Below are 25,531 nucleotides of genomic sequence, written 5' to 3'. Positions count from 1 at the left end.
CCGGTCTGCTTTATTGATAGTTATTTATCGATTTGACCAACTACACATTAAATTTTTAATTTTCATACTGAGTTACCAAGAGAAAAAATCGTAACACAGCAGAACTGCTAATATAGCGCGCTATTAGACCACAATACAATGAAATGGAAAAAACAAAACTGGTCTTAGAAGTTGCCTACGTCCCTTTACAATAAAATATAGAAAGAGAAATAGTGGCAAGCCCCTTTGATGGTACTTATCTAAGGTTTACCAGCGAGGTAATGGACAAAAGAGAAGTCCAAAGGGTAGGTTTTAGCTAGTTTTATAGCTGTGACCACGCACTTATTCAGTGGCAGAACACGTCTGCTTGGGAAACTGATTGGGCCCCGAATGCTTTTCAATAGAGGCCTGTAAGGCCCCACTTTCAATAAAGCTTACAAGTGCTTGATCTATTGTCTGTTTAAGTACGGCAAGACCGGGACGCATAACAAACACCAGATCGACACCACTAATGATATTAGGAGACTGATAAAAAGCGGTATCGCAAAACACTTTGGAGAACATATTCGAGCGCGCATTCTGCTCACTCATAATGGCAAAATCACAGCGCCCTTTTGCTAACATCGTCGCCATGGTGGCTTGACTGGTAGAATTCATTCTTATCAAACCATTTTCTTTCTGAGCAAAATATTGTTGCAGTACCGGATAGATATATCCATAGCGCGTACATACGCTGGCATTTGGATTCAACGCAGGTATAAACGGTCCATCAAATTCTGTGGTGGAGTACATATAACTGGCGTGCAGCATAATTGCATCACTAAAGATAAATATATTGGCATGATCTAGCCATTCTCTTGCTGAGAGAAATACGTCGGCCTTGGACTCTAGCAAAAGTAGTTCGTTTCTCGCACGGCTTGAATCTAGGTATCTCACCGAATACTTGCTTTGCATTTGTTCAGAAGAAAAGAAATCAACCACCACGCCACGGTAATTGCCAAATTCAGGATCGAAATAAAGATATGGCGGCGAACCCGGCGTATTAATGGCAAAACGCACTACAGGTAAAGGTTTAGCGTCGCTTGCAAAACAGGGAAATATCAATAAGCATTGAATAAGTAATAACATCAAAGTCGACGCATTTCTTACTACTTTTTTCACTACTCCCCCTACCTCTGCACGTTGACCCTTGCTATTTTTGTTCAGGCTTACTGTATTGTAAAAAAACTCTTTTTCGCTTAGACATGCCATATTGGTAAACCTACCTAATTGGCAGGGTTACTAAACGACTTTTGTCCTTTTTCAACACAGTACTCGCTCACACAACGACCAACAAACTCTCAGCTAAACTTCAGGTAAAAATAACGGTCCTAGAGGGGGCTTTGGCAGCCCAAATTGTTCCGGGTACGTCACATCTACTAAATATAGACCATTGGGCTTGGCTGTGGCAGCGGATTGACTGCGATCATGCAGACTAAGCAGATGTGCAATCCAGCTTACATCTTGCTCCCCTGCCCCTATCTCCACTAATGCACCGGTAATATTGCGTACCATGTGATGTAAAAACGCGTTGGCGCGAATATCAATAATGACATATCGCCCCTGCCTGTAAACACTGACGTCGGTGACATTGCGAAACGGTGTATTGCTTTGACACAATGCAGCACGAAAAGAGGTAAAGTCCTGCTCACCTAATAGCGCCTGTGCCGCTTGGTGCATTTTCGCTTCGTCTAAGGGTCGATGAATATGGGTAACGCCATGATGCAAAATTGCAGGACGCATTTTTGCATTGTGAATAACATAACGGTAACGACGGTGCGTTGCAGAGAAACGGGCATGGAAATCGTCACTGACATTTTTCGCCCAGGTTACTGCTATCGCGTCGGGAAGATTGGCATTAACCCCTAACGTCCAAGCCCTTTCATTACGCGGTGCGTCACAATTGAAATGAACTACCTGACCAGTTGCGTGCACGCCGGCATCGGTGCGACCCGCGCACTGTACTTCGATAGGTTGATTCGCAACAGTAGAAAGTGCCTTCTCCAGATGCTCCTGCACACTGGGTACTTCCCGTTGACGCTGCCAACCGTAAACTGCAGCGCCATCGTATTCAATCCCTAAGGCAATTCGCCCCATCTCTTCGTTACCTCTAAGCTAAAAGGCGCTAAGTGTAGTCATCTCACACTCAACATGCAATTAGCGCATACCATCGAGAATAGACTGAGCCTCTTGTTTTTGCTCTTCACTACCTTCTGATAACACTTCATCAAGAAGCTCTTTTGCCGAATCCACATCATCCATTTCAATATAAGCGCGAGCAAGATCTAGATTGGCATTCTGACCAGCATCTTTGTCTATGTCTATGACGGCATCATCATCTACTACTCCAGTAAAATCAGATAAGCTGACATCTAATGCTAATTCCTGACTATCCAGGTCGATGCTATTGTCCTCATCGCCGTCATCCATCAATGCTTCAACATCCAAAAACTCTGAGCGCTCAGCGGCAGCACTGTCGTTGTCTTCATTTCCGGCATCACTTAATAAGGCTGCTAAGTCCAAATCCGGATTGTCGAGCTTAAGTGAATCTTCAAGGTCTTCCCTGTCCTCTTGCTGAGAGGACTCAATGTCATCTTCTAGTTCAGCAGGCGTTGCAATATCAAGCTCTATGTCTTCAGGAATGTCCAGCTCTTCATGTGCTGGTGCTTCGTCATCATCTAACTCGAAAGTGTCTTCACGTGATGGTAGTTCTTCTTCAAGTACCGGTGCTGCGTCATCGTCTAACTCGAAAGTGTCTTCGCTCGATGGCAGTTCATCTTCAAGTACCGGTTCTGCGTCATCGTCTAATTCGAAGGTGTCTTCGCTCGATGGCAGTTCTTCTTCAAGTGCCGTTTCTGCGTCATCGTCTAACTCGAAAGTGTCTTCGCTCGATGGCAATTCATCTTCAAGTGCCGGTTCTGCGTCATCGTCTAACTCGAAGGTGTCTTCGCTCGATGGCAGTTCTTCTTCAAGTGCCGGTTCTGCGTCATCGTCTAACTCGAAGGTGTCTTCGCTCGATGGCAGTTCTTCTTCAAGTGCCGGTTCTGCGTCATCGTCTAACTCGAAGGTGTCTTCGCTCGATGGCAGTTCTTCTTCAACTTCAGCTTGCTCTGTTACATCTGCTTCAGTATCAGATACCTCACGGTTTTCTGACTCTAAGCTCTCCAGTAATTCGTCAAACTCTGTACTGTCTAGCTCATCAAAGATATCGTCTTCGTCAGATGTGGTCTCGTCACCAGCAGATAGCCATTCATCCAGTCCAGGAACGTCGTCCAGCTCGTTAACGTCGTCATCATCTGTTGAAGCATCTTCATCGTTAAGTTCAGTCTCACTCTCAGACTCTTGTTCGACGGACGCGTGACTGTCGCTGGTCTTGTTCTCTACTTCATCTTCTAGCGATTCATCTGAACTAACACCATCCACTTCCTGTTCAAGTTCAAAGGCATCTATTTCGTCATAGGCTTCATTAAGCAGACTGTCATCGTAGTCGTTTTCTGGCTCTGGCTCTGGCTCAGGCTGAGGCTCAGGCTCAGGCTCAGGCTCAGGCTCAGAAGAATCTGAGCCCATTTCACTGAACGATGGAATATCATCCATCATTTGTTTTTCAAACGCTTCTATCGCCTCATCCAGCGGGTCATTTTCCGTTACTTCGGCTTCGGCTTCGGCTTCGGCTTCGGCTTCGGCTTCGGCTTCGGCTTCGGCTTCGGCTTCGGCTTCGGCTTCGGCTTCGGCTTCGGCTTCGGCTTCGGCTTCGGCTTCGGCTTCGGCTTCGGCTTCGGCTTCGGCTTCGGCTTCGGCTTCGGCTTCGGCTTCGGCTTCGGCTTCGGCTTCGGCTTCGGCTTCGGCTTCGGCTTCGGCTTCGGCTTCGGCTTCGGCTTCGGCTTCGGCTTCGGCTTCGGCTTCGGCTTCGGCTTCGGCTTCGGCTTCGGCTTCGGCTTCGGCTTCGGCTTCGGCTTCGGCTTCGGCTTCGGCTTCGGCTTCGGCTTCGGCTTCGGCTTCGGCTTCGGCTTCGGCTTCGGCTTCGGCTTCGGCTTCGGCTTCGGCTTCGGCTTCGGCTTCGGCTTCGGCTTCGGCTTCGGCTTCGGCTTCGGCTTCGGCTTCGGCTTCGGCTTCGGCTTCGGCTTCGGCTTCGGCTTCGGCTTCGGCTTCGGCTTCGGCTTCGGCTTCGGCTTCGGCTTCGGCTTCGGCTTCGGCTTCGGCTTCGGCTTCGGCTTCGGCTTCGGCTTCGGCTTCGGCTTCGGCTTCGGCTTCGGCTTCGGCTTCGGCTTCGGCTTCGGCTTCGGCTTCGGCTTCGGCTTCGGCTTCGGCTTCGGCTTCGGCTTCGGCTTCGGCTTCGGCTTCGGCTTCGGCTTCGGCTTCGGCTTCGGCTTCGGCTTCGGCTTCGGCTTCGGCTTCGGCTTCGGCTTCGGCTTCGGCTTCGGCTTCGGCTTCGGCTTCGGCTTCGGCTTCGGCTTCGGCTTCGGCTTCGGCTTCGGCTTCGGCTTCGGCAAGAGCGTTAGCTAGTGATATTTCAACGTCAAGGTTTTCTTCGTCATTTACCGTCGAAGGATCTTCATCCTTACCGGATTCAAATTCGGATTCTAAATCTGATGATATTTCTTCCGCTTCTTCCGCTTCTTCCGCTTCTTCCGCTTCTTCCGCTTCTTCCGCTTCTTCCGCTTCTTCCGCTTCTTCCGCTTCTTCCGCTTCTTCCGCTTCTTCCGCTTCTTCCGCTTCTTCCGCTTCTTCCGCTTCTTCCGCTTCTTCCGCTTCTTCCGCTTCTTCCGCTTCTTCCGCTTCTTCCGCTTCTTCCGCTTCTTCCGCTTCTTCCGCTTCTTCCGCTTCTTCCGCTTCTTCCGCTTCTTCCGCTTCTTCCGCTTCTTCCGCTTCTTCCGCTTCTTCAAGATGGTTGTCTAGCGGTAATTCAGCGTCAAGCTTTTCTTCGCCATTTTCTAATGTACCTTGTTCATCGGTATCAATTTCTAACTCAGATAAAAGTTCATCAGCCAGCGAGTCGTTATCAACTTCAATTTCCGACTCTTCTGCTTCCAGTTCTGCTAATAGCTCATCTGTGAGCGGATCGTCAAAGTCCTCTTCATTGTCAGATAAATCGTCATCAGTTAACTCCTCTAGCTTATCTTCGTCCGGACTGACTTCCGGTTCATCATCTAGCTCTGCTTCAAGCTCTGCGAGCAACTCATCGGTGAAAGGGTCATCAAAATCTTCACTTACGTCAGTGTCAATTTCATCAAGAGTAGATTGTTCTGTCTCGTCAGAAGAATCGGAAAGGGAACCAAACTCATCATCTTCAGCTTGGAGCTCGGCAATTAAGTCATCAGAAAGAGGATCAGTGAAGTCAAGGCTGGTTTCAATTTCGTCTGAAACGATTTCGTCTAAGTCATCAGTAATGTCGTCGAGACTTTGAATCGATTGAGGTGAAGGCGATGACGTTGTAATTTCTTCTTCACTATCATCGTCTTCAGCATCTTCATCCTCATTGCCAAGTCCACCCATCATCTCTATCTGTTCAATTTCACTGAGCAATTCATCTGTGATGTTATCTATTTCTTTATTCTGTTGATTAATCTCATCATCAAGCTTTTCAAGCATTTCTTCATTAATGAGATCATCATTGCTATCGAGTTCATCAGTTAAGCCTGCATCTACCCCATGCTCTTCAAGCAAGTCATCAATACTTATCTCTGGCTTGTCATCTTCATCTTCAATAGTCGGAAGTGGTGCTAGTTCATTTGAGATCTCTTGATCTGTACTTTCTGCAGAGGCCAGCTCATCCGTCGAACTTGCCAATAATGCATCAATATCATCAACGTCTACCGCTTCATCTCCACCTGGAGCCTCAGCTTCATTGACTTCATTGACTTCATTGACTTCATTTAATATATCATCTGGATCGACTGCTTCGTCCTGACCCTGAACATCGTCAAGCAAATCATCTATATCGAAGTCATCGTCTAACGGCACATCCATGTTGTTCCCGTCATCATCACTTTCTGCAGGAGAAGGCTCTTCATCCTCATCAACTGCGTCAAATACGTCGTCATCGCCTGACAAATCAAAGCCTTCAATGTCTTCGGCTTCATTTTCGTTCAACACTTTGTCAGACAGTAAATCGTCGTCAAACAGGCTATCAAGTTCGCTCTGATCTAGCTCATCGTCTCCTTCTTCGAAGGATTCATTGGCCCCCTCGTCGGGCACCAACATATCGTCTTCTAAATCCGCAAATGTCTCTAATTCATCGTCTAAGCTTTCTTCCAAATCAGACGTCAATACATCGTCCAATAAATCATCGTCGTTAAACAAGTCATCGTCAGAAAGTTCATTGCCATCATCTAAATCAGGCGCCATACCACTGGACAAATCACCGATGTCGGCATCAGGTACTGGTACTTCATCATTATCTGCGGTAATGGTAGGAGCGGGAGTAACTGGGGCTTCTTCTGGGTTGCTGTTCCTTTTCAGCAACCACATGATAAGACCAGCGACAAGCAGTAGTGAGATAAAGGCCGAGCTAATAATCAGACTCAAAGGGCTGGTAAGCGTATTCAGTATCGACGATTGCGCTTCCACCTCACGTTTGGCCTGTTCAGCCCGCATCATATCGAGAAGCTCTTGTTGCATGGCAACTTGGGCATCAAGCTGAGTTTTTACATCACCCTCAAGCTGGCCCTTTAATGTTTCAATCTCGCCGTTAACCACTTCTACCCGGTCATAAAGCTTTTTATTTTCGTTGAGCAACACTTCAACGTTTTCCAAAGACGCAGCAAACTGTAAACGAAGTTCATCAAACTGGCGGGTTTGTTCTTGGTCTAATCGCGTAATTTTTCGTTCAATGTTCGACTGGGTTTTGGTCAGATCGTTCTGGTTGACGAGTGGAGAAGCCGGCTTGATATTTCTTACGCTGCTGCCAGGCTTGTTAAGCATTTCAGCATAAGTTCTATCGTCTTGATCGGCGCGCATTTGCGCCTTCTGTTTATCAATTCTTGCTATGTAGCGCTCTGATGGAAGCTTTAAAATAGCGCCGTCAACTAAAAGGTTGAGATTACCGTTTTCAAATGCGTAGGGGTTGAGTTCATAGATTGCCGTCATCACTTGATAAACGGTTAAATTATTATTCTGACGGTAACGCTCCGCTATTCGCCACAAGGTATCGCTTGAGTCGATCGGACCGTATTCAAGACCAGAGTATTGATCCGTAGAATTTTTTGGACCTTTAAGTAAAGTCAAACGCTCCTGCGCATCGACAGAAGCAATGGGGGCAGACAAACACAGTGTAATTAAAAGTAAGCCCGTCAAATGCAATTTCATAGCAGTCCTATATGCCCTCAAGCGTCTTTACCGCCCTTCAGGTTGAAGCGGATTTATATGCCAACCTTTGATATCAGAAGTCTATTGGCTGTTTTTTTTATTATTAAACCACCCTTGCCTATAGCGCCTGGGGGTAACATGTACGGCCATTTAACCTGGAATCGACAAGAGTGTGTATTCCTCTTTTGATTTCATAAGTTACTGACAGCTTGTTATTTTCTATAGTTATATCACGTTAAAATGGCGTTGATACTCAAACTATAAACCAGTTACTCAGGGTGATCTAGTTAGCGCTCGCGTTTTACGCGAGAATCTCCCTTTGTATGTCTATCGGCTAGCACAGAAAAATGTTTACCTTTTCTGCGCTTACCTTAAAAGTACCTGTGACGTTTTTGTCTATAAATAGTCTCGAATCAGTGTTTCCGCAATTTGAATACTATTGCTCGCAGCTCCTTTTCGGATGTTGTCAGACACTATCCATAGGTTGATACCGCAGGGATGAGTGATATCATTTCTAATTCGTCCAACATGCACGAGATCGTTGCCACTGGCACTGCTCACCTGTGTAGGGAACTGCTCATTGCTATCATAAACGGTGACACCCGGTGCGTCAGCGAGAAGCTGCTTGACGTGGTCGGCATCAATAGGCGAACGCGCCTCTAAGTGTACCGCCTCAGCATGGCCATAAAATACAGGCACCCTTACGGCTGTAGCATTCACCAAAATACTCTGGTCACCCATTATTTTCTGAGTTTCCCACAACATTTTCATTTCTTCTTTAGTGTAATCGTTGTCTTGGAAAACATCGATTTGAGGTATCACATTAAAGGCAATTTGCCGGTTAAAAACATCAGGTTTTACTTCTCTGGCATTCAGTAACCCAGCGGTTTGTTTCGCCAACTCTTCCATGGCCTCTTTACCCGCTCCAGATACTGACTGATAAGTACACACGTTAATGCGATCAATACCCACTGCATCGTGAATGGGCTTAAGTGCTACTAACATCTGTATTGTCGAGCAGTTCGGATTGGCAATAATATTGCGATTGCGAAAATCAGCCAAAGCATGTGCGTTTACTTCTGGTACCACAAGCGGTACATCGGGCTCGTAGCGAAATGCTGAAGTGTTATCTATAACAACGCACCCTTCTTGTGCGGCAAGTGGGGCGAATTTTTCAGAAATGCTGCCTCCCGCTGAGAAAAATGCAAGTTGAACTGAAGACCAGTCAAAATCGTCTGCATCGATTACTTCGATATCCTCACCATTGAACGTGACAGTGCTACCAGCAGATCGTTTACTTGCGAGCGGATACAATCGATTGACCGGAAACCCCCGCTCTTCTAATAATTCAATCATGGTTTGGCCAACTAAACCCGTGGCTCCCAGTATCGCTACGTCAAAAGCTTGTGACATAATGCTTTTTGCTCCTACTTTCGAGATGTGAGCCCCTTCAGAAAAAGGCTCGTGAATTAAACTGTAAAAACGAAGGCCGAGTTATACCGATAAGACGTCAAATCCCAATGCTTTTAACTGCGCCTGGATAGGTAGACTCGTTTGTTGTGTAAGTTGTAAGGTATAAGCGCTACACTCATGGCGAACGCGATATTTTTTGCGCAACGAGGCAAATTGCTTAGCCACTTCTTCATCACTTAAGGTGACGGAACTCGCACCGCCATTTAAGACGTATCGAGTCAATTTGTCGTCTTCACTTATGTCATAGACCTGATTAAATATCGCCAGTAAATCGTCAAATTGTAACTGTTCGTTATTGGGGAAGTTAAGCGTCACCCTTATTGGCGCAACCGGCGACAAAAAGTCGCTGAGTTGTCGATGTGGCGAAGTCCCCATAACATCACAAATTTGTTCGTAGATGATTTGAGTACCGCGTACTTTCCCTTCAACTGAATGGCCCGCTATGTGCGGCGAAACTAGCCACACATGATCAAATAATGTGGTGTTGATTCGCGGTTCGTTGTCAAAGACATCCAGTACAACTGTGGGTGAATCTTGCTGCATTAGCCTGTTTAACAACGCTTTTTCGTCAACCACTTCTCCACGGCATGCGTTTATCAAAAGCTGCGAATGGGTTAGCGTTGCCAAAAACTGGTCACTGATTAAATTATGTGTGGGATGTACCCCGTCCTTGACAAACGGTACGTGCAACGAAATGACATCACATTGGTTTATTTCCGCCAAGCTTACAAAGTCGCGCGGGTCGCCCGCGTCTTTTAGCGGGGGATCGCATAGAAGGTGGTTAACCCCTAACGCAGTTAGGCGCTGCGATAGTGCCGAGCCGACATTGCCAGCCCCCACAATTCCAACCGTCGCTCGGGTTAAATCAATTTTTTGCTCACTGTGTCCGTGTAATAAAACGCTAACGACATATTCTGCTACAGCAATAGCGTTACACCCTGCCGCTGAATTATGCGCGATGTCTAGACTATCAAGGAACCGCTTATCAATATGATTAGTTCCCGCAGTCGCCGTTGTGACAAATTGAAGTGTATTGGCGCTTTTAAGCAACTCAGGCGTCACTTTCGTCGTCGAACGTACAGCCAATATATCAATGCCAGCTAGCATTTCAGGCTTCAATGTTTGCCATGCATAAGAGGTTACCTGACCTAAGTCGCCAAGGTATTCTTTGCCAAAGGGAATGGTATCTTCAAGGAGTATCTTCATGGCGCTAAGTGTACCTCAAAGAAGGCTTTTAGTAACCTAGCGCGATAAGGTTATGGACATTTTATTGGCGGGGATCCGTGCGGTTGACGCTAACTATCTCGAAATCACATCGCTTCGCACCATCCCCCTTTAGATCTGTTTTAGACAAGAGCAGCAGGCTGTTCCTTGACGCTATTGCGCAAACCCTGGAAAGTGTCGTTCAACACGACGCTTTATACCCGGCCATGCCAGCGTTCCGCCTGCGTTTTTTGTAACCTCTGACGCTTGTGCTCGAATGCCCTGTAAAATAGCTGAGTGAATTGGAATTAACTTTTGTCCCGTCGCCTGAGCTTTTAATTGAATTTCACACGCCCGCTGCAAAATAAACATAAATAAAAACGCATCGGGAATGTTGTCAGCACAAGTAAGCAGACCATGGTTGCGAAGGATCATAAACTGGGTGTTGCCTAAATCTCGCACTAACCTTACTTTCTCTTCGGGGTTTAGGGCTACGCCTTCATATGCGTGATAAGACAAGGACGCCAGTGGAAAAAGCGATTGTTGGGAGTACGGCTGAAGCCCTTCCTCTAACACCGATAAAGCCACGCCTTCTGCCGTATGTAAGTGCAACACGCATTTTGCGTCGTCTCTCGCTTCATGCACGGCACTGTGAATAGTAAAGCCAGCGGGATTGATGTCATATTCACTGTCCATGACTTTATTTCCCTGAAGATCCACTTTGACCAGACTGGACGCGGTGATTTCATCAAACATTAAGCCGTAAGGGTTGATGAGAAAATGATGCTCTGGGCCAGGTACACGGGCCGAAATATGGGTAAAGATAAGGTCATCCCACCCATACATCGCAACAGCGCGGTAACAGGCGGCTAAATCGACACGGGTTTGCCACTCTTCACTACTTACCTGTGATTTTACTGATTGAGTCATATCGTACTCCAAGCCTATCTTTGGTTATTGCATAAAACCCTACATTACTTGCTGATACTGCTATACACTGTCGGATAACCGACAATGTAACGAATTTGTTAAATGGAAAAATTCAAATCTGTGCTATCCAGTTCCACCTGGTTCAGTGAACTACCACGCTATTTGCAGGAAGCTATGTTCGACAACATGCGCATTAAGCATTTAAAGGCCGGCCAGCAGTTACACGCAAAAGGTGAACAAGGCGTCGGCTTTTACGGTGTCTGCGAAGGTAGATTACGCGTATTAGCGGTAGGCGTTGACGGCAGAGAAATGCTATTCGCATTACTTGGTCCAGGTACCTGGTTTGGTGAAATATCCATGTTTGATGACCTTCCTCGTACCCATGATAACTTTTGTGAAACAGCCTGTATTGTGGCGATTATTCAGAAAAAAGCCTTTAAAGCATTACTGGCTAAATACCCGGAATTATACCCTCACTTTGCTCGCTTGTTATGTACGCGTGTGCGCAGTGCTTTTCAATTTATTGATTCAAGTGCGGGGTTAAGCCTGAAGCACCAGTTAGTCAAACGTTTACTAATGTTAACCACCAGTTATGGGCAACACCTGCCCCGCCACAATGCTATCACGCTATCCCTGTCACAGGAGTCGTTAGCACAGATGATCAACAGTAGTAGACAAACCGTCAATCAACTACTTGGAGAGTTACAAAAAGAAGGGCTAGTGAAATTGCGATACGGACAGATCACCATCCCTGAGCCTGATAGCTTGTTTAGAGCGTATTGATCTTTGCTGTACATTTTTGCAGCGGTCTGTGTGCTGTCTAGACAAGGTGAATGTTTGAAGGTCTAGTGGGCCTAAATCGAAAACATTCAACGCAGTATAGATGGCACACAGGCGCTGCCCGAAGGGGTCGTCATGGAAGCCTTTTACTCTTTGTCACAGCCCTTTAACTTAGCCCACTAGGCCTGCAGGACTGTTTCGCGATTAAAAGGCTTCCATTTAGACCAAAATTCGTACAACAAAGATCAACACGCTCTAGCCAGTACCACTTTATTTGACCAATAAAAAAAGGCATGCATTTATTAAACGCATGTCCTTTTCTTTGTAGTTTTTTTACACTCAGCGTTTAATTAACCGTTGTAACGCTGAATAACGAGTGTTGCATTTGTACCGCCGAATCCAAAGCTGTTTGACATTATTGTATTAAGTACTGCATCGCGTGCTTGAGTAACAATGTCTAAACCCTGTGCTGCGTCATCAAGGTTGTCGATGTTAATTGATGGCGCAATAAAATTATTTTCCATCATAAGTAAGCTATATATTGCTTCGTTAACCCCAGCTGCACCTAGTGCATGGCCTGTCAATGATTTGGTTGCACTGATAGGTACACCTGACTTGCCAAATACTTCTTGGATAGCGGCCAGTTCTTTCACGTCCCCCACAGGCGTAGACGTGCCGTGGGTATTTAGATAATCAATAGGCCCGTTAACATTTTGCATGGCCATTTTCATACAGCGTACCGCACCTTCACCTGAGGGAGCGACCATATCATAACCGTCAGATGTAGCACCGTAACCCACTATTTCACCATAAATTTTAGCGCCGCGTGCCAATGCATGTTCAAGCTCTTCCACAACAACCATGCCGCCGCCACCAGAGCTAACAAAACCGTCACGTGCTGCGTCATAGGTGCGCGATGCTACTGCCGGGTTATCATTGTATTTTGAACTTAGTGCGCCCATGGCATCAAACTGACTGGAAAGCGACCAATGCAGTTCCTCACCGCCACCCGCGAAAACCACATCTTGCTTGCCTAATTGAATGAGTTCTAGAGCATTACCAATACAGTGCGCACTGGTTGCACAAGCAGAAGCAATTGAATAATTAACCCCTTTAATCTTAAAAGGCGTCGCAAGACATGCGGAAACCGTTGATGCCATGCAGCGAGGCACCATGTATGGCCCAACGCGCTTAACGCCTTTTTCGCGAAGTATGTCTGCTGAAAGTACCTGGTTTTCTGATGAAGCGCCGCCTGAACCTGCAATTATACCGGTGCGTTCATTGGAAATATCGCTTTCTTCTAAACCAGAATCGGCAATAGCTTGTTGCATTGCCACATAGGCAAAGCCCGCTGCGTCGCCCATAAAACGCATAGCTTTACGGTCGATATGGTCTTTCAAATCAATATCAATGTTTCCCCAAACCTGGCTTCTCAAGCCCATTTCGGCGAACTGTTCTGAAAATGTGATCCCAGATTTTCCTGCTTTCAATGAAGCAAGTACGTCTTCTTTATTAACCCCAATACTTGAAACAATACCAAGACCGGTGATGACTGCTCTTTTCATAGTTTACCCTTTGCGTTGATGCGGCTTATGGTAACGATTTTGAAAGGTAAAGTGGTCTGCTTTGCCCAACGCTCCAGACAACAAGCCCGGTATCGGCCGTACCGTGAACTAAAATTCGATACTTGAGCAATTTAATTTACCGTCAAATGAACCTGGTTCACCGTCTTTTTTATTTAGAAACACTAAATGTAGCACGAAACGACCTAACCAAAGCAAGCGTATGTTGACCTTTGTGTTACACCAAAGGACGAGTACAATACGCGCTGTTCAAGGTTATGAGTACATCCAGTAGTGAAATCTAAACAAGCACGGGTACATTTTAATGACAACGGTACACCTGTGGCCGACCATTTTGATGACGTTTATTTTTCTAACGACAGCGGTATTGATGAAACCCAGCACGTTTTTATAATGGGAAATAAGTTGGCCGAACGTTGGCAAACGTGTATACAGCATTCCTTTGTTATCGCCGAAACAGGGTTTGGAACTGGCCTTAATTTCTTAGTCGCCATGCGGGCATTCAACGAATTTCGTCTTGCCAACCCCAGTCACCCATTAAAGCAGCTCTATTTCATCAGCACTGAGAAGTTTCCCCTTCCGCAGGAGGACTTACGTCGCGCGCTGTCTGCATTTCCCGCTCTACAAGTAGAAGCACAAATGCTAACGAAAGACTATCCAATGGGTTTAGAAGGCTGTCACCGCATCGCGTTTCCAGCCTGCTCCACCACGCTTGATTTGTGGATTGGTGATATTCATGAGCTGCTACCCCAATGGCATACGCCTAAGGAAGGCCTTGTCGATGCATGGTTCTTGGATGGTTTTGCCCCAAGTAAAAATCCCGACATGTGGACTGATGCCCTGTTCAGTCAAATGGCGAGGCTATCGAAAAGCGGTACCACTTTTGGTACGTTTACCGCCGCGGGCATAGTTAAACGGGGGCTTGCAGATGTGGGCTTTATTGTGGAAAAAACAAAGGGGTTTGGCCGCAAGCGCGATATGCTAATTGGGACTTTTGAGACCCAAAATCCAACAACCAACCATCGTCTGCGTCGCCCTCCCGGCCCCTATTATCGGTATAACAATGTACCACTAAGTGCAAACCATCATGTGGTGGTGGTTGGATCTGGACTTGGCGCAGCAGTCACCTGTTTATCACTGGCTAAAAGGGGTATCCCCACCACTTTGTGCTTTGACAAAGAAACTCTAGCCACTGGCGCTTCTGGTAACCCTCAAGGCGGTTTTTATCCTCAGCTGCATAGTGAAGCGAGTATTCCCAGTCGACTTCAGGCTCACAGTTTTTTATACGCCCGTCAAACATTTGCAACGTTAGTTGCTCGCTATCCATCTGTACCTCACGACTTTTGTGGTGTGATCCAACTGGGCTTTAATGAAAACACGCAACAACGACAAAAGAAACTGGTACAAAGTGATGTTTGGCCTGAACAGTTGGTAAAAGCCATTGACGCTGAAACAGCAAGCCGTATAGCGAATGTTGAACTGCCCAATTCCGGCCTTTTTATTGAACTGGGAGGGTGGATAGCACCTGGGCCTCTTGTTAACGCTATGATAGAAGAAGCCCAACGTATAGGTGACCTTACTCTTTTAGCACAACACCACTATGTTGCACATCGCATAAAGGAGGAAGATGACGCAGCCCCTATAGAGGTCAGTTTTACGACTTCGGATAAAGAAGTAGCAATCCACGGGGATCACCTTGTTCTTTGTCTTGGCGCGGAAGCCGTTAAGCACAGCGCTTTTGACAGTTTACCTTTGCGTCCGGTACGCGGTCAGGTTGAAGCCATACCAACTCAATCGCCACTTTCTGATCTTAATACCGTACTTTGTCATAAAGGTTACCTGACACCTGCGCTCAACGGTCGCCATGCCTTAGGTTCCACCTATGTAAAAAACGATATGCTCACACAAGTGCGAGATGCAGAAAGCGAAGTGAATTTATCTACCCATCGTCAGGCGCTGCAAAACACTACGTTGATGAATAACCTTGTACACGATAACACGGCAAGGGCCGCTATAAGGCTGGGCTCGCCGGATCACCAGCCTCTGGTAGGTCAACTATATGATTTCAGTACCCTTAAACCTACGTTTTCAGAATTAGGTTTGGGAAAACCATTAGAGAGTGTAGCTACCCTACCTAAATGTGCAGTTTCGACAGTGACTTGCCTAGGTTCCAGAGGACTTACTACAGCCCCTCTTATGGCTGAAATTCTGATAAGCAGTTTATGTGACGAGCCGCTTCCACTTAATAACGACCTGCTCAATGCACTGAACACCAGTCGTTTTATGGTACGCGAAGCCATTCGCAGTGAATAAGCTCTCCTAACCATTAACCAATCGTAGGTTTGCGTGCTGTACCTTGGCATTTTATGGCACACGTGGGGTGTGCCACTACGCGAAGCTGTTGATCTTTGGTGTGCAACCTTTGTACTAAGAAGTAACCCCTTTAATCTCAGAACAGACCCTAAAGACCCTAGTAAGAAGTGGTTTTTGCTGTGTGGTTGAGGTCAACTACGATAAAAGCAGGAATATAAACATGTGCACTGGCTACTACATGTTTGTCGGTGAGCGAGACAATTCTGGCGTTAACTCGCACACCGCGCTCGTCCTCAATAATTGTACCTGTCACCACATGGTCCATCGCCACCTGCTCGGCCAATGCACTTGCTCGACGAGTAAGTACAAAATCTCCTACTGGCGTAACGGTGATGCCACCAGCCAACTTAAAATCGACAATGGCCAGACCAAAGTCCTGAAGCTCAGCAATCAGGTACTCTGCCAGCTGATTTCCAAGTACTGTGCTGTCTTGCAGTGAGGTATTCAATCGCACAAAACTGGCAATTCCCACCTTATCTCGCTGGGTTAAACCAGTCGCATTGTCCATTAACTCCATGGCCAGTTGCGACGCATAGTCATTGAGCCTCTTGTGAGTTTGAGTAGGGTAAAAACCCTGATGAAGCGGATCTTTATAACCCGGGTCTACAGACTCTTCCTCGTGATATTGGCTATCCCGCGAGTCTGGAGTATACGTAAAAGTAGACTGATTGGGGTATGTTCGCACTGACTCGCTTGACGGCACATACGCCTCTGCTTCGACCTCGTTAACAGTGGTATCCGTCGTATTGGCTTCTTCGTCAAGCCAGTAGGCGCTCATCGAGTCCATAGTGGCACAGCCGCTCAACGACAATGTACATAGAAAAAGGGCCAACATTGTGCGTTTTTTCATTTTTTTCGCCCCAAGGCTTGGGTAACCGTTAACCACGACTTAGCTTAACCCCATCACGCGTACCATTTTGTTCACTGCCATCACTAGGGATAAGCGCGTCTACCACATAGAAAGGTACGAGCATTTGAGCGCTGGCAACTACCGCACGTGACTCCATACCCAGAATACGTGCGTTGACCAATACACCGCCCTGGTGTTTAGTCATAGTACCTGTAAGAACGTACTCAATGGGTAAGCTACTGCTAAGCTCCAAGTAGTCACGGCTCAGCACAAAATCGCCATCTTCCGTAATGCGAATATATTCTGTTGCTTTAAAGTCGATAACTGGCACACGAAACTTATGCAGTTCGTGCACGAACGACTCTGCCATCTGACGGCCCAATAAATCAGTAGTTTGAAGATTGGTATCTAACAGAGCAAAATGCGTTACCCCGATAGGCGTTTTGTCATTGACATATTCCATGTTGGCAATTAAATCTTGTGTCATGTTCTTGACGTAATCACCAATATGTTTGGTCAATGGCCGACCTTTGTAGGCACCTTGTACACTTGAATATAATCGGGGCTGACCGATAGCACCATAGGCATCCATTCCTTGAACTTCATTGGTCTCGTTCATTCGCGAACTGGTAGGTGCCCGATCCTCTGCCGAAATGTCTATTACATTCATCCCTGGACGCGGGGTGGATGCCGCAGCGTTATCTTCGCCCATCATCATTGAGCATCCACTTGCACCTATAATCGTAGTCATGAGGGCAATTGCCATTGTGATAGTTTTAATTTTCATGGAGTTACCTCATACCTTCGGTTCTGTATAGCTTACCATTTCGAGTGGTGACACGCTCTTCTTGCCAAAACAATTCAGCGGGAAAAAAACGCGTGGCGGCGGCAACTATACCTTTGCTACGAGCGTCGATAATACGAGCGTTGACAACTGCACCCGACTCTTGATGAACCAAGGTACCGGTAATGTAATAGTCAACGCGTTCAATACTGGATAATCTCTCGATATCTCGTGTAAGCACGCGATCGCTTTGTTCACTAACAATTATATCGTTCGATAATTTAAATTCTTGAGTCGAAAATCCTCTTTTTGTCGCCTCTGTAATCATGCCCTGCTCTAACTGGTGACCAAGCAGCATTAGCGGACTTTGATGATTAGCTTCATATTGCAAAGAGTCAACGGGGACAAACCCCACTACAGCATAGCGTGCCTGACGGCTAGCCCTAACACCATTGAACAGCTCGTTGGCGAGCAAATAGGTATAATATTCGACATTTCCCAAGGTGGAAACTGATGTTGCATCCCCCTGAGTTAACTGCCCTTTTGAACCTCCAAAGCCAAAGCCCGCGCACCCTGTAATGGTGACACATGCGATTACCACGCCTATGACCTTGCCAAAGGCCGAGGTTTTAATAGCTCGCCGGGTTATTTTAGGAAGGCTAATCATTGTCATTTTCCAGTATTTCACAGTTCTTAATATACGCTATCGAGAAGCATTATTGACTATCGCGACAGACGTAGGAGTCAATTTTTTGCTTCGCTTTGTAGAATCCCTGCAAAATTCGAACCAATCGACTAACATAGCAGAGTTACAAGGCCGGTAGAGAGCAGAAATCCTGCTTTTAGCTTAATATGCGCTTATCAATATGAGGCAAAAGCGGAAACAAGTTGCCTCTTTTCCTTCGAAAGACTGCCGCGTATTTAGCGAATGTTGAAGGTAGTTGTTGAGAGCGGTTGTTGAACTTTTCTATGCATTTTTACAGTGAAGAACAACAGCCCCTTTGATTGACATCGTTAAAAAAATACTCACAATGAATTCATTATTCCCCGTAAACACCAATCCACTGATGCTGTCTCTTTCAGAATTCCAACTTGCGCTTTCTCACCAGTTTACCAGTCCCCCGTTCACTCTTTCGATAGACTCCCACTGCCACTATCTTATTGCGGGTAAAAACCACACAGGGAAGTCTGTTTTGCTAAGGGCTTTGGCAGCGAATGGCAAATCAATCTCAGGCCAGAGACATTGCGATGTCCTAGTATCAGAAATTTCTGTCTTTACGCAGCATGCGCTAATCGAGCAGGAAAAGAAAAAAGACAGCGCAGATATTTTAGATGTAATTGCTACACCCACAAGGGTTCACGAATTACTCAAACGTGCGAATCCTGAGTATGAACATCACCCTTTGTTTAGTGAGTTGTCTCAGGCTCTGACGCTTAATCATCTTTTAGACAGTCACTTTTTGTCGTTATCCACTGGTGAAACGCGCAAAGTTATCATTTTGATGGCATGGTTAAGTCACGCATCAGTCATATTACTTGATGAGCCTTTTGAGGGGCTGGATGCTCAGTCTGTCAAAGCGTTCAGTCATTTTCTTGTCAATCAACAGCAGGCCATCGTGGTGACGACCGCGAACAAACTCTCTGATATTCCACTTGGACTGAACGCTAAACTGGTAGTGATGGACGACCTTACCATCGCATGGCAATCTCAGGAACGTCTCGATTACCAAGCAATACGCAGTCATTTAAGTACCTGGTTTGCCCTTGGTCAAGCTGACGTTACCCTACCGCCGACTACGTCGCTACACCAACAACAGGCTCCACAACACTTAGAAAAAGCGTCAAATGAAGTGTTAATCCAACTCATTAATGGACAGGTGAAATACGACGACAGAACAATATTTAAAGGGCTGAACTTCACGCTAACACGCAACCAACATTGGCAAATTAGTGGTCCAAATGGTTCAGGAAAAACCTGTTTATTACAGATGTTCACCGGTGACAATGCGCACTGCTATACCAATGATCTCACCTTGTTTGGCATCGCGCGAGGCTCCGGAGAGAGTATCTGGGACATAAAGAAACACTTTGGGATCATGTCCAATGCACTGCATATGCAATATAAAACCAATACCAGCTTGATAAATGTCATTTTGTCGGGCTTTCACGACAGCATCGGCCTTTACGTCCGACCCGCGCAAGAAGAACGCCACTGCGCTTTGCAGTGGCTGCAATTGTTAGGACTGGAAGAAAAGGCCGACGTACCTTTTCTATCGCTATCATTTGGCGATCAACGACTTGCCCTTATTGCCCGAGCTATGGTTAAACACCCTACCGTGTTGATTCTGGATGAGCCTTGCAACGGACTTGATGATTTTAATCGCCACAAAGTACTTAAGTTAATTGACATGCTTGCCCAAAGTGGCAGCACGACCATTTTGTATGTCACCCATAATCAAAGTGATCACGTCCCCTCTATTCAACACCGACTTGACATGTGTGACTATCAAGGCTGAGGTAGCGGCTACTCCCCAAATTAAGGCGAATATCTATAGGCAATACAACCTAGTTTTACAAAAGACTGCGCGCTAAACATACCGCAGTACTAAGGCGATGATTACCCCTGTGACTATAAGTTGAATCAGGCAAAAGCCCATAATGTCCTTTGCTTTTAACCCCGCGATAGCAAGTACTGGTAACGCCCAGAACGGTTGGATCAAATTTGTCCACGCATCGCCCCACGCTACAGCCATGGCCACACGATTAACCTGTGCCCCCAATTCTATGGCTGCGGGCAAGACGACAGGTGCTTGCACCGCCCATTGTCCGCCCCCGGAAGGCACAAAAATATTGACCAGTCCCGCACTGATAAAACTCCATACTGGCAGCGATTCAGCAGTTGCAAAGCTAATTAACCATTGAGACATCGACTGTGCCAATCCTGATTGCACCATAACCGCCATTATCCCCGCATAAAACGGAAACTGAATGATAATACCGCTTCCGCCTTGAACAGCTTGTTGTAAAGCATGTAGCAAGTTTTTTGGTGTGCCGTGAAGGATGATGGCCAAGAACAAAAACAGTGTGTTGACAATATTGAGGTTAAGACCACCGCCTTGCATAAAATACTGTATAAGATAAGCGATACCGGCAGCTCCTACTAAAAATGCTAAAAGCGCGCTGTTTTCAAGCTTGTCAGCGGGACGGGTACTGTGGTTTTCAGGTGGAGGGGCGTCACGTAATGCAGCCTTATCGACGACGATGCTCTCTTCGTTCGGGGGAAGCAAGAAACGGTTAACTAAGGGAACCACCACGAAAAGTATGCCAAGTAAAATCAAGTTGAACGCACTAAAAATAGTGTCATTAGTTGAAATCAGACCTATTTGAGACTCTGAAAAATGGCCTGGAGTAGCAATGGTCAATGGTACTGAACCTGCCAGTCCCCCATGCCAGACAATAAAACCAGAATAGGCGCTTGCCACTAATAAACGGTAGTCAACAGCCACATTACGGGCTAATGCTTTTGCAAACAATGCCCCTACTACCAGCCCAAAGCCCCAGTTTAGCCAACTGGCAATTAGCGACACCAGAGTTACCAAAACAATAGCCCTGCCTGGCGTATGGGCCAAATTGGCTAAACGGGCAAGTAATACGCGTATTAAGGGCGTACTCGCCAACATAAACCCCGTCATAAGTACGAGTAACATTTGCATTGAAAAGGTTAGTAATCCCCAAAAGCCTTCGCCCCACATTGTGATTACCGTTTGAACGGGTTGTTGCTCGACCAAAACCGCTGCGGCAAAGGTCACCAGTGTGAGCAGTAAAACAAAAATATAGGGGTCGGGAAGATAGCGCTCGACGAGTTTGATAAAAGGTTGTGTCGCACGATTGAGCATGAATTACCTGCAAGATGTTAATAACATGTTGCATATTAACGCATTTTCTTGTTTAGTGCAGCACGGTGCCACAGCGTTTGGCTGTGGCTGTAACCTGCGATGAAGTCGACGAATTAAATTCGCGAAAGAATGGTTGTCACCCTTTTATTGTGACAACCAGTGACTGAGTACCTCGATCACTTTATTTTGGTCAATTGGCTTAGTTAAAAAGTCATTCATACCTGCGTTGAGGCACTTTTCTCTATCGCCCTGCATGGCATTGGCCGTCATCGCGACAATCGGGATATCCCGATAAGCGCTACCCGCCGCACCATTTCGTATTTGCTTGGTAGCTTCATAGCCGTCCATTTCAGGCATTTGACAATCCATTATTATTAATGTGAATACATTGTCTTCACTGTGGCTACGCAGTATATCCAATGCTTGCACACCGTTTTCAGCAACTTCTGCTCCCAGTCCTATGGTGTCAAGTATACTGGTGGCTACGACCTGATTAATTGCATTATCTTCCACTAGCAAAATGCGCGTATTTTCAGGCCATGCTGGCGTACTTGAAGCTTCTGCTGCATGCATAGGCAACGCCTGTGCAACTCCATCATTGGGTTCATCTTTATCCGCAAGTTCAATAACACTGAGTAGATCACTTGTGGTGATCGGTTTCGGGTAGCTCGTGTGTACACCTAATTTCCGGTAGTGATCTACATCAACAATATCATTGAGTTGTGTCATCATGACTAACCGAATGCCGTCATATTGCGCATTGTCCCGAATGGCTCTCACCAACGCTTCACCATCCATGTTAGGCATGAGGTTGTCTATTAAAGCCAAGTCAATGCTCGTTTTGTCCTCTGACAACTGGTGAGATGCGCATAGTTGCAACGCTTTTTCAGCGGTTTTCGCAGTTGAGACTTGTATACCCCACGCTTTAAGCTGTTTCTCCAATGCCATGAGAGTAGATTTATTGTCATCCACCAACAAACAATGAATTGGTCTGGAAAGTTGTGAAGGAGCAATATCGACAGCGTCTGAACACGTTTTAACAACACAGGAAAACTCAAAGCAACTGCCTTTCCCCAAATTACTAGTGACTTGTATATCTCCATCGAGTAATTGACAGAGCTTTTTGGTGATACTCAGTCCCAACCCGGTACCACCATAACGACGGGTAGTTGATGCGTCGACCTGAGTAAATGCATCAAAAAGAGAGGGGATTTTTTGTTCTGGTATGCCAATACCAGTGTCAATTATTGCGCAGGTAAATACATACTCTGCGTCGCACTTCCCTTGAGATAAGCTCGCAGTGACTTTTAATTCACCGCGATCAGTGAACTTTATTGCGTTACTTAATAGATTCGTCAGAATTTGCTGTATGCGGTTCGGGTCTGAATTCACCGCAGACACTGGTATAGCGGTTAAATCGAGTACCACCTCTAAGCCCTTTATTTGGGCTGCTAGGGCTACTGATTGCGTAAGTTTTTCAATCAAGCCACGCAAATCAAAATCAATATACTCCAGTTGCAACTGACCCGCTTCAATCTTTGAGAAATCTAAAATGTCGTTGATCAGATTCAACAATGAGTTAGCACTGATACTGGCAATATCCACCCGTTGAGCTTGTTCTGTCGTCAAACCGCTATTCTTAAGCAGTTCCAACATGCCAATCACCCCATTCATTGGCGTTCTAATTTCATGACTCATGTTGGCAAGGAACTCTGACTTCAATTGTGTGGCTTCTTCTGCTTTCACAAGTGCATTAGTTAAGTCTTGCGCCTGAGCTTTAAGAGAGGCGGTTTTTTCTGAAACTTGCTGTTCAAGTGCCATTACAAACTGTTTTTGTTTCGTTATTTCTGTTTGTTGCAAATGGGTACGTAAGTAAATAGCAAGAAATATCAAAGCCATTCCAAAAACCACGTAAAACGTGTATGCCCACCAGGTTTTCCAAGGCGGCGTTGATACGTGAACATTGACACCGAGTTGCTGTTCTCCCCACTGTCCAATACTATTCTTTGCTCTCACAAGAAGGCGATAGTCTCCTCCATCCAGATTGGTGAAAGACACCGAGTTTCGGTTACCAATGTCAATCCAGTGATCATCGTAACCCTCTAGTTTATAGGCATATTGAGACTTATGGGGAGCGGCGAAATCAAGAAGCGAAAACTCTAATGTGAAAAAGTAATCAAGGTATGACAAATAAATATCACTCACATACGCGTAAGGCTTTTCCAGCTTTTCATCCCGGCCCATTTTGCTAAATCCGGTCAATACAATATTAGATTCAATGGGCGCTTGCTGACTTTCAGAATAACTGAAATATTCAATGCCCCGTTGACTACTTGAAAATAGCGTGTTGTCAGCCGCTCTGAGTAAGCTACTGGCGTAATAGTTTTTGCCTTCTTCGGCAGGGTTGTCCTGATAGTTAATGGTTTCGCCGTTGCTGGGATTAAATAAGTAAATCCCCTTGTTAGTGGTTAGCCATAAATTATCATTTTCGCCATCGGCAATTCCCCTAATTAACGAGGTGGGAAGACCATTGTCTTCGCTAAAATGACGAAAGCCATTCTTTTCGCTAACGTAAAGGTTCAGCCCTTTTTGCGTTGCTATCCATATATCGCCTTTAGCACTTTGATGAATATCTTGAACAATATTGCCAAGTAAACTCATCGGCTGATATATATCGCTGGTAAACGAGGTGAACTTTTCCGTCTCTTTGTCCCATAGGTTCACACCTTTTCCGGTACCTACCCACATGTTTCCGTGTTTATCTTTAAAGATATCGTGGACTTCAGGGTGTGAAAGCCCAGCATTTTGATTTAGATGTTGAAAGCGCTGCTCTTTGTCGTTGTAGAGGTAAACACCATTTTTGTATGTACCGATCCACAAATTATCAGCGTCGTCTAAGCCCAGCGATCTAAACTCTCTAAACTGACGGTAATTTTGCTCGGTTCTTGGGTATTCAATAGGTTCAACAATACCCGTGGTAGGGTCAAATTTTGCCAAGCGATCATCTTGAGCAATCCACAACACGCCATGACTGTCAGCAAGTATAATCGGTCTTTCAATTTTGCCTTTGCTCGGCTGCTCGTGATCACCGGTAAAAACGGGACCTGATAACGTCTCTAACTGTTGCTTATCTACTCGCCATTTGTACACTGCAGATAAGGAAGACACGATTAGCACGTCACCTTTGCTGTCGGTGCTAATACCGTTCGGTGCAATAAGCGCTTTGTTGTTAATGAGCTTTACCTGTTGGCGGGGGATAAGCTTGAAAATACCGTGTACTTCACTGGTAACCCACTTGGTATGAGTATGATCTTCAAAAATAATACGCAGGCCATTGTTGTAGCCAAAGTCGAGCTTATCAATTTGGCCACCTGCCTGAGATTGGCGATAAACACCATTGGTCGTAACAAACCACAAGTAGCCCTCGTGATCCTCTAACATCGAATTCACTTGGCCTAAACGCTTTCCATCAGTGGTTTTTAGTTGAGTAAACTTGCCAGTATCAGGTTCAAAGAGAAAAGGCCCCTCTTGAGTGGCTACATAGAATCGATCATCTGAAGCAACTAAAATACTGCGAATTTCATTGGCACCAGTATCAGTCTGGTTTAACGGATCGGGAAAATAATGAATCGCGGTGTGGGTATTTTTATCATACAAATTCAACCCAAAGCTGGTCGCTATCCATAAACTGTTGGCGTCATTGTCTTCAATATCCCAAATGCGATTGTGAGAAAGGCTTTTCCCGTTGTCCTCCTCTTTTTGAATTCTTTCGAACTGGTCATTACCGAGGTAACGATTGAGGCCTTGATCGTAACTGCCCAACCAAATGTCGCCATTACGGTCGTGTAACAGTGACTGAATGCGATTTGAAGAGAGTGAATCAGATCGTTTTGGATCGTGAATAAAGGTTTCAAAAGTGCCACTTTCGGGACGATATAAATTTGCTCCTCCACCCCAGGTTCCAATCCAGATATTGCCATTTCTGTCCAGCATTAAGTTACCGGCGTCATTGTGCGAAAGACCATTAGGCGTGGTGCTATCAAACTCAAACAACGTCACTTTTCTACCGTCGTGGCGCATTATTCCGTTTTCAGCCGTACCAAACCACAGCAATCCCTGTTTATCTTGAATAATGGAATAGATTTCTGACGACACAAAACCATCTTCGGCTGTCAGTCGTTTAACAGAATATTCATTCATTAGCTCGGTCGTCTCATTAGCATTCGCTGACGATGCTAAAGTGATCGAAATCAAAGCCCACATGAACAGGCGAGAAAGTAGCGTCCGGAAGTTTGTCATATACAGCAAAGATTATTCTTATAGTGGGAACAGTTTC

At 45.9% G+C, this 25,531-nt stretch carries 15 protein-coding genes; 3 read left to right on the top strand and 12 right to left on the bottom strand.

What is annotated here, in order from left to right; all coding sequences use genetic code 11:
* Window positions 1–321: 321 nt before the first annotated feature.
* From ACMCM8_RS05345 to ACMCM8_RS05320, 6 genes are all read right to left on the bottom strand, one after another.
* The gene (locus ACMCM8_RS05345) at window positions 322–1,140 is read right to left on the bottom strand and encodes a substrate-binding periplasmic protein (RefSeq protein ID WP_412726196.1); all 819 of its coding nucleotides are present in this window, start codon (window positions 1,138–1,140) and stop codon (window positions 322–324) included.
* Between the two features lie 183 nt (window positions 1,141–1,323).
* Complete coding sequence (gene truA / locus ACMCM8_RS05340; protein ID WP_412726194.1) at window positions 1,324–2,115, bottom strand: tRNA pseudouridine(38-40) synthase TruA; 792 nt, start codon at window positions 2,113–2,115, stop codon at window positions 1,324–1,326.
* Window positions 2,116–2,175: 60 nt separating this feature from the next.
* On the bottom strand, window positions 2,176–7,323 hold the full coding sequence (locus ACMCM8_RS05335) for a FimV/HubP family polar landmark protein (RefSeq protein ID WP_412726192.1): 5,148 nt from the start codon (window positions 7,321–7,323) through the stop codon (window positions 2,176–2,178).
* A 396-nt stretch (window positions 7,324–7,719) separates the two neighbouring features.
* Window positions 7,720–8,736, bottom strand: coding sequence for an aspartate-semialdehyde dehydrogenase (locus ACMCM8_RS05330; RefSeq protein WP_412726190.1), 1,017 nt, complete (start codon window positions 8,734–8,736; stop codon window positions 7,720–7,722).
* Between the two features lie 81 nt (window positions 8,737–8,817).
* Window positions 8,818–10,002 carry a 4-phosphoerythronate dehydrogenase gene (locus ACMCM8_RS05325; protein WP_412726188.1) on the bottom strand — a complete coding sequence of 395 codons (1,185 nt, stop codon included), beginning with the start codon at window positions 10,000–10,002 and terminating at the stop codon, window positions 8,818–8,820.
* Window positions 10,003–10,173: 171 nt separating this feature from the next.
* Window positions 10,174–10,929 carry a class II aldolase/adducin family protein gene (locus ACMCM8_RS05320; RefSeq protein ID WP_412726186.1) on the bottom strand — a complete coding sequence of 252 codons (756 nt, stop codon included), beginning with the start codon at window positions 10,927–10,929 and terminating at the stop codon, window positions 10,174–10,176.
* A 102-nt stretch (window positions 10,930–11,031) separates the two neighbouring features.
* Between ACMCM8_RS05320 and ACMCM8_RS05315 the strand changes: the two genes are divergently transcribed.
* Entirely contained in the window at window positions 11,032–11,712 is a 681-nt protein-coding gene (locus ACMCM8_RS05315) for a Crp/Fnr family transcriptional regulator (protein WP_412726184.1), read from the top strand.
* Between the two features lie 347 nt (window positions 11,713–12,059).
* On the opposite strand, the gene fabB is transcribed toward ACMCM8_RS05315, so the two are convergent.
* Complete coding sequence (gene fabB / locus ACMCM8_RS05310) at window positions 12,060–13,274, bottom strand: beta-ketoacyl-ACP synthase I (protein ID WP_412726182.1); 1,215 nt, start codon at window positions 13,272–13,274, stop codon at window positions 12,060–12,062.
* Window positions 13,275–13,565: 291 nt separating this feature from the next.
* Here fabB and mnmC point away from each other — a divergent pair, with 291 nt between their 5' ends.
* Window positions 13,566–15,605 (top strand): bifunctional tRNA (5-methylaminomethyl-2-thiouridine)(34)-methyltransferase MnmD/FAD-dependent 5-carboxymethylaminomethyl-2-thiouridine(34) oxidoreductase MnmC, encoded by a 2,040-nt coding sequence (gene mnmC, locus ACMCM8_RS05305; protein WP_412726180.1) that lies wholly within the window; start codon window positions 13,566–13,568, stop codon window positions 15,603–15,605.
* Between the two features lie 157 nt (window positions 15,606–15,762).
* On the opposite strand, the gene ACMCM8_RS05300 is transcribed toward mnmC, so the two are convergent.
* Genes ACMCM8_RS05300 through ACMCM8_RS05290 form a run of 3 tightly spaced genes read right to left on the bottom strand, consistent with a single transcriptional unit; the run spans window position 15,763 to window position 17,966 of the window.
* A complete protein-coding gene (locus tag ACMCM8_RS05300) occupies window positions 15,763–16,515 on the bottom strand; it encodes a FlgO family outer membrane protein (protein WP_412726178.1) in 753 nt (250 codons plus the stop codon).
* Between the two features lie 28 nt (window positions 16,516–16,543).
* Window positions 16,544–17,302, bottom strand: coding sequence for a FlgO family outer membrane protein (locus ACMCM8_RS05295; RefSeq protein WP_412726176.1), 759 nt, complete (start codon window positions 17,300–17,302; stop codon window positions 16,544–16,546).
* A 4-nt stretch (window positions 17,303–17,306) separates the two neighbouring features.
* Complete coding sequence (locus ACMCM8_RS05290) at window positions 17,307–17,966, bottom strand: FlgO family outer membrane protein (protein WP_412726174.1); 660 nt, start codon at window positions 17,964–17,966, stop codon at window positions 17,307–17,309.
* Between the two features lie 364 nt (window positions 17,967–18,330).
* Here ACMCM8_RS05290 and ACMCM8_RS05285 point away from each other — a divergent pair, with 364 nt between their 5' ends.
* Window positions 18,331–19,815, top strand: coding sequence for an ATP-binding cassette domain-containing protein (locus ACMCM8_RS05285; protein ID WP_412726172.1), 1,485 nt, complete (start codon window positions 18,331–18,333; stop codon window positions 19,813–19,815).
* A 72-nt stretch (window positions 19,816–19,887) separates the two neighbouring features.
* On the opposite strand, the gene ACMCM8_RS05280 is transcribed toward ACMCM8_RS05285, so the two are convergent.
* Complete coding sequence (locus ACMCM8_RS05280) at window positions 19,888–21,195, bottom strand: short-chain fatty acid transporter (protein ID WP_412726170.1); 1,308 nt, start codon at window positions 21,193–21,195, stop codon at window positions 19,888–19,890.
* A 144-nt stretch (window positions 21,196–21,339) separates the two neighbouring features.
* Window positions 21,340–25,395: a hybrid sensor histidine kinase/response regulator gene (locus tag ACMCM8_RS05275; RefSeq protein WP_412726168.1), complete on the bottom strand. Its 4,056-nt coding sequence runs from the start codon at window positions 25,393–25,395 to the stop codon at window positions 21,340–21,342.
* Between the last annotated feature and the right edge of the window lie 136 nt (window positions 25,396–25,531).

The sequence above is a fragment of the Alteromonas sp. D210916BOD_24 genome, from assembly GCF_047159385.1.
Lineage (GTDB): Bacteria > Pseudomonadota > Gammaproteobacteria > Enterobacterales > Alteromonadaceae > Alteromonas.
The sequence above is the reverse complement of the archived record's forward strand: the minus strand, read 5'-3'. Positions and strand labels throughout refer to the sequence as shown.